We start from the raw sequence: 15,869 nt of genomic DNA, 5'->3' as shown, positions 1-15,869 counted from the left end.
AAAGATATGCGCCAATGTCGTCCAAGCATGACAAGTCTTCATGAAAAATGAAAAAAGGAGCGTGCGTTCAGTGGAGAAACATCCCGCCGAAATGTATAAAGATCATTTACGGCCTTTTTTGTACAGTAAGCTTGAAGAGTTCAAAATCCTTGGCTACGATGATGTTGAGCACGAGAGTTTATGGTCATACTTAATACATAAAAAATGGAAAAAGAATGCTGAGCTGCCGCTGTATGAATTGGCCGGCGGTATTTTATCAGTTAAAATTGGCGATTTTATGAACTATGCAACCGTAGAAGCATTTAAGACGTCTAATTGGCTGGAAAGCGAAGAGGGCCAGGAAGCTTTGGACGAACTGCTGAGATAGCGATTTTGATGGCATAGGTTTAAGGAGGAAATACATAATGAAAAAAGGACGCTTGATTGCGTTTTTCCTGATTGTATTAGTAATCGGCACGGGATTGGGATACTTTACAAAACCGGCTGCAAACAATATTACATTAGGATTGGATTTGCGCGGCGGGTTTGAAGTTCTGTATGATGTGCAGCCCGTCAAAAAAGGCGATAAAATAACAAAAGACGTGCTGGTCAGCACGGTGGAAGCATTAAACCGCCGGGCCAACGTTCTCGGCGTCAGTGAGCCGAACATTCAGATTGAAGGGAATAACCGCATACGCGTTCAGCTTGCGGGTGTGACCAACCAGAACAGGGCGCGTGAAATCCTGTCCACAGAAGCACAGCTCTCTTTCAGGGATACGAACGATAAGGAGCTTCTGAACGGTTCAGACCTTGTGGAAAACGGCGCGAAACAAACATTCAATGCGACGACGAACGAACCGATCGTCAGCGTCAAGCTGAAGGATGCGGACAAGTTCGGAGATGTGACGAAAAAAGTCATGAAAATGGCGCCTAACAATCAGCTTGTCATTTGGCTTGATTACAGTAAAGGCGACTCATTTAAAAAAGAAGTGGGCAAAAAGCATCCGAAATATGTATCCGCTCCGAACGTGAGCCAGGAATTAAATACAAGGGATGTCACGATTGAAGGCAACTTCACCGTTCAAAAAGCAAAGGACTTGGCGAATATTCTAAATGCCGGCGCACTGCCGGTTAAACTGACTGAAAAATATTCAACCTCAGTAGGGGCGCAATTCGGACAGCAGGCATTACATGACACAGTAGAAGCAGGAATCATCGGAATTGCACTTGTTTTCTTATTTATGCTGCTTTTCTACCGGCTGCCAGGACTCATTGCGGTCATCACGCTTTCTGTATATGTGTATATCACGCTCCAAGTCTTTGACTGGATGCAGGCGGTGCTGACGCTGCCTGGTATCGCGGCGCTTATTTTAGGTGTCGGGATGGCGGTTGACGCCAACATTATTACCTATGAACGGATTAAAGAGGAGCTGAAGCTCGGCAAGTCCGTCCGCTCTGCTTTCCGTTCCGGGAACAGACGGTCATTTGCAACCATTTTTGATGCGAATATCACAACGATCATCGCTGCGATTGTGCTCTTTATATTCGGGACAAGCTCTGTAAAAGGGTTTGCTACGATGCTGATCCTGTCGATTTTGACAAGCTTTATTACGGCTGTCTTCCTCTCAAGGTTCCTGCTGTCTCTTCTCGTGGAAAGCAGATGGCTTGACCGGAAAAAAGGCTGGTTCGGCGTCAGTAAAAAACACATTATGGACATTCAAAAAACGGACGAAAATACAGAGCCTCATACGGCGTTCCAAAAATGGGACTTCACGAGCAAACGAAAATACTTCTTTATTTTCTCAAGTGCCGTTACCATTGCGGGAATTATCGTCTTACTGATCTTTAAACTGAATCTGGGAATCGATTTTGCAAGCGGTGCGCGGATTGATGTGCAAAGCAATCATTCCTTAACGGCGCAGCAGGTCGAACATGACTTTGACTCCCTCGGCATGAAGCCGGAAAATGTAGTGCTGTCCGGGAAAGAGAATCATGTTGCCGCGGCCCGGTTTGTCGGTGAGCCTTCTAAAGAAAAAATAGCCGAGATCAAAACGTACTTCAAAGATAAATACGGAGCGGAACCGAATGTCAGCACCGTATCGCCGACGGTAGGAAAAGAATTGGCCCGCAACGCCTTATACGCGGTGGCGATTGCTTCCATCGGCATCATTATTTACGTGTCGTTCCGATTTGAGTACAGAATGGCTATTGCGGCAATCGTATCATTGCTGTATGACGCTTTCTTTATTGTTGCGTTTTTCAGCATCACAAGACTTGAAGTTGACGTTACCTTTATTGCCGCGATTCTCACCATTATCGGTTACTCGATAAATGATACGATTGTTACATTTGACCGTATACGAGAACATATGAAAAAACGCAAGCCGAAGTCATTTGCCGAACTGAACCACATCGTAAATCTGAGCTTGCAGCAAACCTTTACCCGTTCGATCAATACGGTTATGACCGTTCTGATTGTTGTCGTAGTATTGCTCATTTTAGGCTCATCGTCTATTACAAACTTCTCTATCGCATTATTAATCGGTTTGTTAACGGGCGTTTACTCCTCTCTTTACATTGCCGCACAGCTTTGGCTTGTATGGAAAGGAAAAGAATTTACGAAGAAAAAATCAATCGAAGAATAATGGCAAGCAGGCTGTCTTTAGAAGGCAGCCTGTTTTTAGGTTACATTGAACTTGAAACCGGCATTTGCTATAATGGCATACGCTTACATAATCAATCATCATTGTAAAAACATGTAGGAGGGTTCTTATGAAGGTTCGTGAGTCGGAGCTTCCGGGCATCGGTCAGAAGGTCGAAATCATTACGAAAAATCAAGAAAAAATCAGTATTATACTTCATGATGACGGCAGAAGAGAGCTCTATTACTTCGATGAGAACGATCATGAGGAATGTATGGCTTCTATTGCATTTAATGACGAAGAGGCAAGGCGGATTTCTGCGATTTTAGGCGGAATGACGTATAAACCGAAAGCGCTCGAATCTGTGGAAGTTGCGCTCGATGACCTGGTTATTGAATGGTTTAAAACGGAGCCTCAAGCGCCAGCAGTCCGCCGCACCATCGGAGAATTGGATATAAAGACGCATTACAATGTCCAAGTCATTGCCATCGTGAAGAAAAATCAGCAAAAGCAGCTGAGTCCGGGCTTTGACACATTGATTGAAGAGGGAGACACCCTCGTGATATCCGGGGAAAGAAGCGGGTTGAAAAAGCTGATTCGCGAGCAATTAACTGCCCGGGAAAACTGACATCTTACTGATGGTTTATCAGCAGGAAGATAAGGGAACAACATGTAGAAATCAACAGTCTGGAGGCTGACGTATGAATAAACAATGGACCATTATATTTGCTCTGATATTTACCTTAATCGTCGCCATTTTCGCCGTCATTAACGTGAGGGCGGTAGAGGTTGATTATCTGTTCGGAACCTCTGAATGGCCGCTTATTTTAGTTATTTTAGGCTCCGTTTTAATGGGGGCGCTCATCGTCTTTTCCGTCGGGATTTTTCAAATCATGAAACTGAAGCGTGAAATCAAAACGCTTCGGAAAGAAAACCGATCCGCGCCTGAATTAACAGCTGAAACAGATGATAAAAAACCTGCGGCGGTGACGGAGGAAACGCTGAAAGAGAAAAAAGGATTAGAATAACATTTGAAACCCCTCAGTCCGCTCTAGTATAATAGGGTGGTTGAGGGGTGAATTTATGTTAGCGTCAAAAATGCGCTGGGAAATCCAGCAGCCAGATCAGGATAAGGTCAAATCACTCACAGAACAATTGGACATAACACCTCTTGTGGCGTCTCTGCTTGTGAAGAGAGGTTTTGACACTGCAGAAAGCGCAAGGCTGTTTTTACATACAAAGGATGCAGACTTTTATGATCCGTTTGAATTGAAAGGAATGCAAGAAGCGGTTGATCGGATAAAGCTGGCGATTTCACGCGGCGAGCCGATTATGATTTATGGAGATTACGATGCCGACGGCGTCACAAGCACGTCAGTGATGCTGAAAACGCTCCGTCAGCTTTCAGCCAATGTTGATTTCTATATTCCGGACCGTTTTACGGAAGGTTACGGGCCGAACGAACATGCCTTCCGTTCCATAAAAGAGCGGGGATTTTCGCTTATTATCACGGTTGATACGGGCATTGCCGCCGTTCACGAAGCGGAGGTCGCGAAAGAGCTGGGCTTAGACGTCATTATCACCGACCACCATGAGCCGGGTCCGGCGCTTCCTGACGTTTATGCGATTGTCCACCCGAAGCAGCCAGGGTGCAGCTATCCGTTTAAAGAACTGGCGGGCGTCGGTGTGGCGTTTAAGCTTGCCCATGCACTCACGGGCTCCTTGCCGGAAGCTCTTCTTGATCTAGCAGCTATCGGCACGATCGCAGATCTGGTGCCGCTTCATGATGAAAACAGATTAATCGCTTCACTCGGAATAGAAAGGCTTCGGACAACAAATCGTCCGGGCTTGCAGGCCTTAATTAAGCTGTCCGGCGGAGATATCGGACAAGCGGATGAGGAAACGATCGGTTTTCAGGTCGCACCGAGGCTTAATGCCGTCGGAAGAATTGAACAGGCTGATCCCGCCGTTCATCTGCTGATGACTGAAGACCCTTTTGAGGCGGAGGAACTTGCAGCCAATATCGACCAGCTGAATAAAGAGCGGCAGAAGATGGTGAAAACCATGACGGAAGAGGCCGTTGAAATGATTCAGCAGCAAAGCGGGAACCCGTCGGCGATTGTTGTGGCAAAAGCCGGCTGGAATCCGGGCGTTGTCGGTATTGTCGCCTCTAAGCTTGTAGAGCGTTTTTACCGGCCTGCGGTTGTTCTTGGCATTGATGAAGAAAAAGGGATTGCAAAAGGTTCGGCGCGGAGCATCAGGGGTTTTAACCTTTTTACAAGCCTTTCAAACTGCAGAGACATTCTTCCCCATTTCGGCGGACATCCGATGGCCGCAGGGATGACGCTGAAGGCTGAAGATGTGCCTGATTTAAGGGACAGGCTTAATCAAATGGCTGAAGAAACGCTTACCGAAGAGGATTTTATCCCCGTTCAAGACGTAGATCTTGTTTGCGGTGTTGAAGACATTACCGTCGAGAGCATAACCGAAATGAATATGCTGTCGCCGTTTGGCATGCTTAACCCGAAACCGCATGTGATGGTGGAAAATGCAGTGCTGGAAGATGTCCGTCTGATCGGAGCGAATAAAAACCACGTAAAAATGACGGTGAAAAATGATTCCGCCATGCTTGATTGCGTCGGCTTTAACAAAGGCGAGCTTGAAGCGGGGCTTGTGCCCGGATCAAACATTTCCATCGTCGGTGAAATGTCCATTAATGAATGGAACAACAGAAAGAAGCCTCAGCTTATGATTAAAGATGCTGCGGTTTTTGAATGGCAGCTTTTTGATGTAAGAGGCAAGCGGACATGGGAAGAAACGGTCACTGCACTTCCAGAGGAAAAAAGAGTGCTGATCAGTTTTAACGGGAAGACGGATCAGCAGCTCCGGACGGAAGAGCTGCGCGGTGAGCTGAATGAAATCAAATCAGAGGCTGAGGCAAAAGCGCTTCAGCTTGACGAAAAATATGCCGTTTTTCTGGATGTGCCGCCATCAACGGACCTGCTGAGGGATTTGCTTCACGGAAAGAAACCGGAACGGATTTATTTTATTTTTATCAATCATGAAGAACATTTCCTGTCCTCATTTCCGTCGCGAAATGATTTCAAGTGGTTTTATGCGTTTCTCTTGAAAAGGGGCACTTTTGACTTGCAGAAGCATGGTTCAGATCTTGCCAGACACAGAGGTTGGTCAATTGACACAATCAATTTCATGACAAAGGTGTTTTTTGATCTAGGTTTTGTTAAAATAGAAGATGGTGTGCTGTCTGTAGTGAGCGGCGCAAAAAAACGCGATCTGGCAGACTCGCAAACCTATCAGGTAAAACAGCAGCTGATGGAATTAGACCAAAAGCTGAATTATTCCGCGGCCAAAGAGCTGAAGGAATGGCTGAATAAGCTCATGAATCAAGATTCAGAGGCTTATGAAAGTACGAGGAGGACATAGAACAGATGGATCTTAAAAAATACGTAACAATTGTGCCCGATTATCCGAAAGAGGGCGTGCAATTTAAAGATATTACGACATTAATGGACAAAGGCGACGTATACCGATACGCGACTGACCAAATTGTTGAATATGCAAAAGAAAAAGAAATTGATTTAGTGGTCGGACCGGAAGCGCGGGGCTTTATTATCGGCTGTCCTGTCGCATATGCGCTTGGAGTCGGTTTTGCGCCTGTCCGCAAAGAAGGAAAACTTCCGCGTGAAGTCATTAAAGTCGATTACGGCTTGGAGTACGGAAAAGACGTGCTGACCATTCATAAAGATGCCATTTTGCCCGGCCAGCGCGTGCTGATTACTGATGACTTATTGGCAACAGGCGGCACAATCGAGGCGACGATTAAGCTTGTTGAAGAGCTTGGCGGCGTCGTGGCGGGAATTGCGTTTTTAATAGAGCTTTCTTACCTTGACGGCAGAGAAAAGCTTGACGATTACGACATTTTAACGTTAATGAAATATTAACCGCATAATGGAAAAAAGCACTCATGACCGGGTGCTTTTTTCCTATTATTTCATCATGCTGACAGAATCTTTAGGTGTTTTGAACTTCTGCCCTTTACATCTCTCGTTTTTTTCTTGATAATAAACTAATACAGTTTACATTTAAAAAAGGTGATTCCATGGCGAACGAACAAGTATTGACTGCCGAGCAAGTAATAGATAAAGCACGCACCTATCTGCCGGAGGAGCAGATTGCGTTTGTTGAGAAAGCTTACCTGTACGCACAAGACGCGCATCGCGAACAGTACCGCAAATCAGGTGAGCCGTACATCATTCATCCGATTCAGGTGGCGGGTATTCTCGTTGATCTTGAAATGGACCCATCCACAATTGCAGGCGGATTTTTGCATGATGTGGTGGAGGACACCGATGTCACCCTCGATGATCTAAAGGAAACATTCTCAGAAGAAGTGGCGATGCTTGTGGACGGTGTAACGAAGCTCGGTAAAATTAAGTATAAATCTCAAGAGGAACAGCAGGCGGAAAACCATCGCAAAATGTTTGTCGCTATGGCTCAGGATATAAGAGTCATATTGATCAAGCTGGCGGATCGCCTTCATAATATGCGCACGTTAAAGCATCTTCCTCAGGAAAAACAGCGGAGAATTTCAAATGAGACGCTTGAAATCTTTGCTCCTTTGGCACACCGCCTCGGGATTTCTAAAATTAAATGGGAGCTTGAGGATACCGCTCTCCGTTATTTGAATCCTCAGCAATATTACAGAATCGTAAACCTCATGAAGAAAAAGCGCGCGGAACGCGAACTTTATGTAGATGAGGTTGTCAACGAAGTGAAAAAACGTGTCGAAGAAGTGAACATCAAAGCTGACTTCTCGGGCCGCCCGAAGCATATTTACAGTATTTATCGCAAGATGGCGCTGCAAAACAAACAATTCAATGAAATATATGATCTGCTCGCCGTCCGTATTCTTGTCGGAAGCATAAAAGACTGCTATGCGGTGCTCGGCATTATCCACACTTGCTGGAAGCCGATGCCGGGCAGATTTAAAGATTATATTGCGATGCCTAAGCCAAACATGTATCAATCCCTTCACACGACTGTGATAGGGCCTAAAGGCGACCCGCTGGAAGTGCAGATCAGAACATTCGAGATGCATGAAATAGCTGAATACGGGGTTGCGGCCCACTGGGCATATAAAGAAGGCAAGGCGGCAAACGAAGAAGCGACATTTGAGAAAAAGCTTTCTTGGTTCCGTGAAATATTGGAATTCCAAAACGAATCAACCGATGCGGAAGAATTTATGGAATCATTAAAAATTGATTTGTTTTCTGACATGGTATACGTGTTTACGCCAAAAGGCGATGTCATAGAGCTTCCGTCAGGCTCCGTTCCGATCGACTTTTCCTACAGAATTCATTCGGAAATCGGCAATAAAACAATCGGAGCGAAAGTCAACGGAAAAATGGTGACGCTTGACCATAAGCTGAGAACGGGGGACATCGTCGAAATTTTGACTTCCAAGCATTCGTACGGACCGAGCCAAGACTGGGTCAAACTTGCCCAGACCTCGCAGGCGAAACATAAAATCCGCCAGTTCTTTAAAAAACAGCGGCGTGAAGAAAACGTCGAAAAGGGCCGTGAACTGGTCGAGAAAGAAATTAAGAACCTTGATTTTGAGGTGAAGGACGTTTTAACGCCTGACAACCTTCAAAAGGTCGCCGATAAGTTTAATTTCACTAATGAAGAGGATATGTATGCGGCGGTAGGCTATAACGGCATCACTGCTTTGCAGGTGGCCAACAGGCTGACGGAAAAAGAACGGAAGCTGCGTGATCAGGAAGAGCAGGAAAAAATCGTTCAAGAGGTCACTGCTGAGCCGAAGCAGTATCCGCAAGGCAGAAAGCGGGAAGCGGGGGTCCGCGTAAAAGGCATTGACAATCTTCTCGTCCGTTTGTCAAAATGCTGCAACCCGGTGCCTGGCGACCATATCGTCGGCTTTATTACAAAAGGCCGCGGTGTATCCGTTCACCGTGACGACTGTCCGAACGTGAAAACAAATGAAGCGCAGGAGCGTCTTATCCCAGTCGAATGGGAACATGAATCACATGTTCAAAAGCGCAAGGAATATAATGTTGAAATCGAAATTTTAGGCTATGACCGCCGCGGACTGTTAAACGAGGTGCTTCAAGCCGTAAATGAAACGAAAACAAATATTTCATCTGTTTCCGGCAAATCCGACCGCAATAAAGTGGCAACGATTCATATGGCGATTTTCATTCAAAACATCAATCATCTGCATAAAGTGGTCGAGCGGATCAAACAGATCAGAGACATTTATTCAGTACGCCGGGTAATGAATTAAAAGGAGCTTACAATGAGATTAGTTGTTCAGCGCGTAACAGAAGCAAGCGTGACAGTTGACGGCACCGAAGTCGGCCGGATCGGCCCCGGCATTATGGCGCTTGTCGGCGTCACTCATGAAGATACAGCGGAAGATGCCGCTTATTTAGCCGACAAAATTATTAATCTCCGGATTTTTGAAGACGAAAGCGGGAAGATGAATCTATCGCTTTTAGACACAGGCGGAGAACTTTTATCAGTCTCCCAGTTTACGCTTTACGGAGAAACGAAAAAAGGACGCCGCCCGAATTTTATGAATGCGGCCAAGCCGGATCAAGCTCTGCTCCTTTATGAAAAATGGAACGAGCTTCTTCGTGAAAAAGGGGTCAAAGTCGAAACCGGAACATTCGGAGCCATGATGGATGTTCAACTGACAAACTCAGGGCCTGTCACATTGATCATGGATTCTAAACAATAAAAAAGCTGCCATTCGGCCGCTTTTTTTGTTACTGAAAATAATGTTCCAATCCGCTTTCAATTCCGTCTGTCACCTTTTCCTGATAAGAGCCGCTATGTAAGATCGTTTCTTCTTGCGGATGACTGAGATAGCCGAGCTCATACAGCATGGCAGGCCGCTTGTTTTCCCTCAGTACGTAATAATCCCCGAATAATACGCCGCGGTCAGGAATAGGCGAACGCTTCACCACTTCGGAGTGAACGTCTGAGGCAAGCTCACGATCCTTTGACGGACTGTAATAATACGCCGTGCTTCCGCGGGTCGATGTATCAGCATAGCTGTCATAGTGAATGCTGATAAAGGCATCTGCATTTCGGTAATGAGAGGTTGAGACACGTGACTGCAGGCTGATAAACGTATCGTCCTGCCTTGTGACATACACATTTGCGCCGGCTGCTCTCAATTTGCCTGCTAAAAGTTTAGCGGTTTTAATCGTTAAGTTTTTTTCGAACTGTCCTGAGTAGCCGATCGTTCCGCTGTCTTTCCCGCCGTGTCCGGGGTCAACAACGATCGTTTTGTTTTTGAGTGATCCGTTTCCGCCCGAGGCTTTAGGGGCCGGTGCTTCGCCGGATTCCTCCCCGCTTTTTGACGTCTGGACGACCCAGCTGGCCACATAAGCCGTTTGGCCGTTTTCTAGCCGGACTTCATACCATTTGCCGCTGGATCCGATAATCGGGTAAGATGCGCCCTTATTGGCCCGTTCCACGATGGAAGCAGAGGTTGAAGCCGAGCTTCTTAAATTCGTCCCGCCGTAAACAATATACGCTTTTTTCGCGGAGCTTGAGCTGTCAGAGCCGCCGGAGCCGGAAGCGCTGTCTGATGAATCAGACTCCCTTATGATATAGTGGCTCGCCGCCCATCCTTTTTGCCCGTTTGCTTCAATATTCAGCCAGCCGTGGTCTTCGCTTAAAATCGATACCTTTGTTCCGCGGGATAATTTTGTGATAATTGCTGAATCATGTGATGCTGCGCTTCTGACATTCAGTGAGGAAACGCCGACCGTCCCGCTTTTTGAGCCGTTTTGGGACCGATTCTCTCCCGGCTCCTGCCCGCGGCTTCCCGCTGTAACGTATTCGGAAGAAACCCATCCGGACGTTCCTTGATAAGAAATTTTTACCCAGCCGGTGTTCTTGTCAAGGACAGAGGCACTTTCGCCTTGCGGCAGTTTGCCGATGACTTCGTACGAAGTTCCTGGCCCTTTTCTGATTCGGAGGTCAGGATCAGTTGAAGTGACTGTTCCGCTTTGTGCGGACGAACTGCTTGTCCCCCCGGTTGTTTTTGATATCAGCCAGGAGACGACCCATCCGGTTTTGCCGGAGCTCAGCTGAACCTGCACCCAGTCACCCTCTTCTTTGAGGATCGGATATCTTTCTCCTTTTTTCACTTCAGCTATAATTCCATAGCTCAGGCCGGGACCGCCTCTGACATTGATCTTGTCTGTTGCGATGACGGCTTCTCCCTCTGCGGCAATGACGGTATGAAATGACGGAAGAAGTGCTGTGATGATGACGCTGCATAAAATAAGAGCAAGAGTTTTCTTATTCATGGCTGTCCTCCTTTCTGAACTAACTAAAATATATTCTTGTATAATATCGTAATTTCCTTGCTGAATGTTAAATAAAAATAAAATGATTTGTTTATACTAGTCATAAATACAGCGAAAAGGTGTGCAAATCATGAAATATCAACCAAAAATGGGTCGCGCGCTGCATGATACAGAAGCAAATCTGCACTTCAGTGAACAGGCTGGGGCGGATCAGGCCGGCTATCTTGAAGAGACGTCTTCGGAGCTCGGACTCTTATCAAAGGAAGCCGTCTCAAGGAGAAACAGACGGAATAAAACTTGACAGAGAAGTGCAATCCCATTATTATAATAGAAATTGATGTACATATGAAATCATTTGAACCGATAATGGAGAAGAGTAGGTCAGAATGCATGGAGAAGAGAGGAACCGTCCCGGGCTGAAAGCGGATCCGCACTGCATCTTTCTCGAAACAACACTCCGGAGGTTTCCTGCTGAACGCTTTTGCATGATGATGCACCGGTCATTAGGCAGCGGACGTGAACCTGCGTTAAAGGCCAGAGCGGGAATGCTGAGGCGTTCCAACTAGGGTGGCACCACGGGTATAACTCTCGTCCCTACTATACATGTATAGTAGGGGCGGGAGTTTTTTATTTTATGTTTTTAAGAAAGACAATGAAGGAGGCCTGTAAGATGGCATATCACATTCCGAGAGGCACACAGGATATACTGCCGGGTGAATCAGACAGATGGCAGTTCGTTGAACAAATAATGAGAGACACGTGCCGTACTTATCAATATAAAGAAATCCGCACGCCGATTTTTGAACATACAGAACTGTTCGCAAGAGGCGTCGGTGAATCTACAGACATCGTGCAAAAAGAAATGTATACCTTTGAAGACCGCAAAGGCAGAAGCCTGACGCTTCGTCCTGAAGGTACGGCTGCTGCTGTACGCGCGTTTAATGAAAATAAATTATTCGCGAATCCGGTTCAGCCGACGAAACTTTACTATGTCGGGCCGATGTTCCGTTATGAACGCCCGCAGACGGGACGCTTCCGCCAATTCTATCAATTCGGGATTGAAGCCATCGGTTCTAAAGATCCGGCCGTAGACGCAGAAGTGATCGCGCTTGCGATGAGTATTTACCGAAAAGCCGGCTTGAAAAATGTCAAGCTCGTGCTGAACAGCCTCGGTGATCAAAACAGCCGTCAGGCTTATCGGGAAGCGCTCGTCAAACATTTTGAACCGCGCATCGGTGAATTTTGTTCAGACTGCCAGTCGCGCCTGCACACAAATCCGCTCAGAATTCTCGATTGCAAGAAAGACAGGGAGCATGAGCTGATGAAAACGGCTCCGTCTATTCTTGATTATTTAAATGAAGAATCGGCAGCCTATTTTCAAAAGGTGCAGCAATACGTAACAGCGCTCGGCATTCCGTTTGAGATTGATCCGAACCTTGTCAGAGGGCTTGATTATTACAATCATACTGCGTTTGAAATCATGAGCAATGCAGAAGGTTTCGGAGCGATTACAACACTTGCCGGCGGCGGGCGCTATGACGGGCTTGTCGAGCAGATTGGCGGACCGGAAGCGCCGGGTATCGGGTTTGCAATGAGCATCGAACGCCTCCTGGCGGCGATTGACGCAGAGAAAACGGAGCTTCCCGTCAACCGGGGAATTGACTGCTATATCGTAACGCTTGGAGAAAAGGCGAAGGATTATTCCGTTTCTCTCGTGTACAAACTGAGAGAAGCCGGCATTTCAAGCGAAATTGATTATGAAAACAAAAAAATGAAGGGCCAATTCAAAACAGCTGACCGTCTGGGAGCGCGTTTTATAGCGATTTTAGGGGAAGACGAGCTTGCCCAAAACAAAATCAATCTAAAAAATGCGGATACCGGAGAACAGCGTGAAGTGGTTTTAGATGAGCTGATACAAGTGTTAAAGGCAGATCAAAAGTAGTGAAGGAGAGGAACGCTATGTTTGGAAGAACATTTTATTGTGGCGATATCACTGAAAAAGCAATTGGCGAATCCGTCAAACTGAAAGGATGGGTGCAGAAACGGCGTGATCTCGGCGGTTTGATCTTTATTGATCTGCGTGACCGTTCGGGTATTGTGCAAGTGGTATTTAATCCTGACGTATCAGCGGAAGCCCTTGCTGTTGCGGAAAGCATCAGAAATGAATACGTGCTTGATATCGAAGGAACGGTTGTTGCCCGTGAAGAAGGCACAGTGAATCAAAATCTGAAAACGGGCAAAATCGAAATTAAGGCTGAAGCGGTAACGGTGCTGAGCACGGCAAAAACTCCGCCGTTTGCGATCAGCGAGCAGGCGGATGACGTTTCAGAGGACGTCCGTTTGAAATACCGCTATTTGGATTTGCGCCGTCCGGCCATGTTCCAGACACTGCAAATGCGTCATCAGGTAACAAAGGCGATCCGCCATTTCTTGGATGAAAACGGATTTCTCGATATTGAAACACCGATTTTAACGAAAAGCTCACCGGAAGGCGCCCGGGATTACTTAGTGCCGAGCCGGGTGCATGAAGGAGAATTTTACGCCCTTCCGCAATCACCGCAAATTTTTAAGCAGCTGCTGATGGTTTCAGGTTTTGAGCGTTATTATCAAGTGGCCCGCTGCTTCCGTGATGAAGACTTGCGTGCCGACCGCCAGCCTGAATTCACGCAAATCGATATCGAAATGTCCTTCATGAGCCAAGAAGACATTATGGCTCTTGCAGAAGAAATGATGGCGAAGGTCATGCTAGAAACAAAGGGCGTCGAAGTCTCACTTCCGCTTCCGCGCATGACGTATGATGAAGCCATGAACCGTTACGGTTCCGATAAACCGGATACTCGCTTCGGCATGCTGCTGACGGATGTATCCGACATTGTGAAGGATACCGAATTTAAAGTGTTCTCATCAGCCGTTGCAAACGGCGGCGTTGTCAAAGCCATCAATGTCAAAGGCGCTGCCGGCGACTATTCCAGAAAAGATATCGATGCGCTCGGCGTATTTGCCGGAAACTACGGCGCCAAAGGCCTTGCATGGGTAAAAGTTGAAGCTGAAGGCGTTAAAGGCCCGATTGCGAAATTCTTTGATGAAGAGAAGCAGGCGAAGCTGATTGAAGCGCTTGACGCTGCTGAAGGCGATTTGCTGCTGTTTGGCGCTGACAAGTTTGAGATTGTCGCCCAATCGCTTGGCGCACTTCGTTTGAAGCTCGGAAAAGAGCGCGGCTTGATCGACGAAACCCTCTTCAACTTCTTATGGGTCGTTGATTGGCCGCTATTAGAGCATGACGCGGAAGAAGGCCGTTTTTATGCGGCGCACCATCCGTTTACAATGCCTGTGCGTGAAGATCTTGAGCTGATCGAAACCGCGCCTGAGGACATGAAAGCGCAAGCCTATGACCTTGTCTTAAACGGCTACGAACTGGGCGGCGGCTCGATCCGTATTTTCGAAAAGGATATTCAAGAAAAAATGTTTGCGCTCCTCGGCTTCACAAAAGAACAAGCGGTTGAGGAATTCGGTTATCTTCTCGAAGCATTTGAATACGGCGCTCCTCCGCACGGCGGAATTGCCCTTGGCTTGGACCGTTTGGTTATGCTTCTTGCGGGCCGCACGAATTTAAGAGATACAATCGCCTTCCCGAAAACGGCAAGCGCGAGCTGCCTGCTGACAGAAGCGCCGGGAGAAGTGAGCGACGCCCAGCTTGATGAACTTCACCTTTCTGTCAAAAGTAAAGTGAAAAATTAAGATGAGCAGTTTGTTTCTTGAAAATCAAAATCTGCTGTGATATGATTTTGACAAGTTAAATAAAGTCCTGATGTGTTAGTTGAATACCTAGTTTTGACCGAACATTTTTTTGATTTGGGAGCCCGCATTTTTAAATGGCGTACATGCCTCTTTTCATTCGGTAAAGAGGACTTACAAGATTTAAAAAAGGGCACCCACCTGCTGAGAGCGGGTTCAAAACGAAGGAAAGCTGCAACGGCACAATTGGGACTTTATTTTTTATGTTCTGAAACAACGGCTTCTTTAAGCCGTGATCCTATAAAACCAGAATGTGGAGTGAGGTTCTTGTTACACCAGTTTTCCCGTAATGAGTTAGCGATTGGAAAAGAAGGGCTGGAAACATTAAAAAACAGCACGGTGGCCGTTCTCGGCGTCGGCGGAGTCGGTTCATTTGCAGCCGAAGCTTTGGCGAGGTCAGGGGTAGGGCGCATCCTGCTTGTCGATAAAGATGACGTTGACATTACAAACGTAAACCGCCAAATTCACGCGCTCTTGTCAACGGTGGGCCAGCCGAAGACGGATTTAATGAAAGCGCGGATTGCTGACATAAACCCTGATTGTGATGTTATTGCTTTAAAAATGTTTTATACGGAAGAGACGTATGAGCAATTTTTTGACTATCCTCTCGATTATGTCATTGATGCGTCAGATACCATTCATTATAAAATCCATTTAATGAAGGAATGCCTGAAACGGAACATTCCGTTAATTTCCAGCATGGGAGCGGCAAACAAGACAGACCCGACACGCTTTCAAATCGCTGATATTTCCAAAACCCATACTGATCCGATTGCCAAAGTCGTCCGGACAAGGCTTCGCAAAGAAGGGATTAAAAAAGGCGTACAGGTTATCTTTTCTGATGAAAGCCCGATCGTCATTCGGGAAGAGGTCAGAAAAGAAGTAGGGAATGATGAAGCGAAAATCCGCAAAGCGCAAATGCCGCCGTCTTCCAACGCTTTCGTTCCGTCAGTGGCCGGCCTGATTATGGGCGGACATGTCGTGATGGAGCTTTTGAAGGATATTGAAATTAAAAGAGTGAAGGATAAATAAAAAGGAAAACAGCCTTAGTGAGTAAGGCTGTTTTTTGTTTTGAACAGAAACTTAC

Annotated in this window: 13 protein-coding genes, 1 other RNA gene and 1 other annotated feature; of the genes, 13 read left to right on the top strand and 1 reads right to left on the bottom strand. The window is 46.5% G+C overall.

What is annotated here, in order from left to right:
* The first annotated feature begins 70 nt into the window (after positions 1-70).
* From AXI59_RS14320 to dtd, 8 genes are all read left to right on the top strand, one after another.
* Positions 71-367 carry a post-transcriptional regulator gene (locus AXI59_RS14320; protein ID WP_061522914.1) on the top strand — a complete coding sequence of 99 codons (297 nt, stop codon included), beginning with the start codon at positions 71-73 and terminating at the stop codon, positions 365-367.
* 37 nt (positions 368-404) lie between these two features.
* Positions 405-2,624, top strand: coding sequence for a protein translocase subunit SecDF (gene secDF / locus AXI59_RS14315; protein WP_061528585.1), 2,220 nt, complete (start codon positions 405-407; stop codon positions 2,622-2,624).
* Positions 2,625-2,751: 127 nt separating this feature from the next.
* On the top strand, positions 2,752-3,249 hold the full coding sequence (locus AXI59_RS14310; RefSeq protein ID WP_061528584.1) for a cation:proton antiporter regulatory subunit: 498 nt from the start codon (positions 2,752-2,754) through the stop codon (positions 3,247-3,249).
* A gap of 73 nt (positions 3,250-3,322) precedes the next feature.
* On the top strand, positions 3,323-3,649 hold the full coding sequence (locus AXI59_RS14305; RefSeq protein WP_061522911.1) for a LapA family protein: 327 nt from the start codon (positions 3,323-3,325) through the stop codon (positions 3,647-3,649).
* Positions 3,650-3,704: 55 nt separating this feature from the next.
* A complete protein-coding gene (gene recJ / locus AXI59_RS14300; protein WP_061528583.1) occupies positions 3,705-6,065 on the top strand; it encodes a single-stranded-DNA-specific exonuclease RecJ in 2,361 nt (786 codons plus the stop codon).
* Between the two features lie 5 nt (positions 6,066-6,070).
* On the top strand, positions 6,071-6,583 hold the full coding sequence (locus tag AXI59_RS14295) for an adenine phosphoribosyltransferase (protein WP_061522909.1): 513 nt from the start codon (positions 6,071-6,073) through the stop codon (positions 6,581-6,583).
* A 158-nt stretch (positions 6,584-6,741) separates the two neighbouring features.
* Positions 6,742-8,946 carry a GTP diphosphokinase gene (relA, locus tag AXI59_RS14290; protein WP_061528582.1) on the top strand — a complete coding sequence of 735 codons (2,205 nt, stop codon included), beginning with the start codon at positions 6,742-6,744 and terminating at the stop codon, positions 8,944-8,946.
* A 12-nt stretch (positions 8,947-8,958) separates the two neighbouring features.
* Positions 8,959-9,402: a D-aminoacyl-tRNA deacylase gene (gene dtd / locus AXI59_RS14285; RefSeq protein WP_061528581.1), complete on the top strand. Its 444-nt coding sequence runs from the start codon at positions 8,959-8,961 to the stop codon at positions 9,400-9,402.
* Between the two features lie 28 nt (positions 9,403-9,430).
* Here the strand turns inward: dtd and AXI59_RS14280 are convergent, their stop codons facing one another.
* A complete protein-coding gene (locus AXI59_RS14280) occupies positions 9,431-10,987 on the bottom strand; it encodes an N-acetylmuramoyl-L-alanine amidase family protein (protein WP_061528580.1) in 1,557 nt (518 codons plus the stop codon).
* A gap of 130 nt (positions 10,988-11,117) precedes the next feature.
* Here AXI59_RS14280 and AXI59_RS20065 point away from each other — a divergent pair, with 130 nt between their 5' ends.
* The 5 genes from AXI59_RS20065 to AXI59_RS14255 all read left to right on the top strand — a co-directional run bounded on the left by AXI59_RS20065 (position 11,118) and on the right by AXI59_RS14255 (position 15,814).
* Positions 11,118-11,288 (top strand): YrzK family protein, encoded by a 171-nt coding sequence (locus tag AXI59_RS20065; protein WP_167348380.1) that lies wholly within the window; start codon positions 11,118-11,120, stop codon positions 11,286-11,288.
* Positions 11,289-11,341: 53 nt separating this feature from the next.
* Positions 11,342-11,586 (top strand) — a binding site (T-box leader).
* 71 nt (positions 11,587-11,657) lie between these two features.
* A complete protein-coding gene (gene hisS, locus AXI59_RS14270) occupies positions 11,658-12,929 on the top strand; it encodes a histidine--tRNA ligase (protein ID WP_061528579.1) in 1,272 nt (423 codons plus the stop codon).
* 17 nt (positions 12,930-12,946) lie between these two features.
* Positions 12,947-14,725: an aspartate--tRNA ligase gene (gene aspS, locus AXI59_RS14265; protein ID WP_061528578.1), complete on the top strand. Its 1,779-nt coding sequence runs from the start codon at positions 12,947-12,949 to the stop codon at positions 14,723-14,725.
* A gap of 61 nt (positions 14,726-14,786) precedes the next feature.
* Positions 14,787-14,979: non-coding RNA, 6S RNA (gene ssrS / locus AXI59_RS14260), on the top strand.
* Positions 14,980-15,049: 70 nt separating this feature from the next.
* Positions 15,050-15,814 (top strand): tRNA threonylcarbamoyladenosine dehydratase, encoded by a 765-nt coding sequence (locus AXI59_RS14255; protein ID WP_061522902.1) that lies wholly within the window; start codon positions 15,050-15,052, stop codon positions 15,812-15,814.
* Positions 15,815-15,869: the final 55 nt, after the last annotated feature.

The organism is Bacillus nakamurai (assembly GCF_001584325.1).
In the GTDB taxonomy this organism is placed as follows: Bacteria; Bacillota; Bacilli; order Bacillales; family Bacillaceae; genus Bacillus; species Bacillus nakamurai.
The sequence above is the reverse complement of the archived record's forward strand: the minus strand, read 5'-3'. Positions and strand labels throughout refer to the sequence as shown.

Coding starts and splice junctions, on each gene's coding strand:
- AXI59_RS14295 (WP_061522909.1), top strand. CDS start 6,071: ATGGATCTTAAAAAATACGTAACAATTGTGCCCGATTATCCGAAAGAG.
- AXI59_RS14310 (WP_061528584.1), top strand. CDS start 2,752: ATGAAGGTTCGTGAGTCGGAGCTTCCGGGCATCGGTCAGAAGGTCGAA.
- recJ (WP_061528583.1), top strand. CDS start 3,705: ATGTTAGCGTCAAAAATGCGCTGGGAAATCCAGCAGCCAGATCAGGAT.
- hisS (WP_061528579.1), top strand. CDS start 11,658: ATGGCATATCACATTCCGAGAGGCACACAGGATATACTGCCGGGTGAA.
- AXI59_RS14305 (WP_061522911.1), top strand. CDS start 3,323: ATGAATAAACAATGGACCATTATATTTGCTCTGATATTTACCTTAATC.
- secDF (WP_061528585.1), top strand. CDS start 405: ATGAAAAAAGGACGCTTGATTGCGTTTTTCCTGATTGTATTAGTAATC.
- aspS (WP_061528578.1), top strand. CDS start 12,947: ATGTTTGGAAGAACATTTTATTGTGGCGATATCACTGAAAAAGCAATT.
- relA (WP_061528582.1), top strand. CDS start 6,742: ATGGCGAACGAACAAGTATTGACTGCCGAGCAAGTAATAGATAAAGCA.
- AXI59_RS20065 (WP_167348380.1), top strand. CDS start 11,118: ATGAAATATCAACCAAAAATGGGTCGCGCGCTGCATGATACAGAAGCA.
- AXI59_RS14280 (WP_061528580.1), bottom strand. CDS start 10,987: ATGAATAAGAAAACTCTTGCTCTTATTTTATGCAGCGTCATCATCACA.
- dtd (WP_061528581.1), top strand. CDS start 8,959: ATGAGATTAGTTGTTCAGCGCGTAACAGAAGCAAGCGTGACAGTTGAC.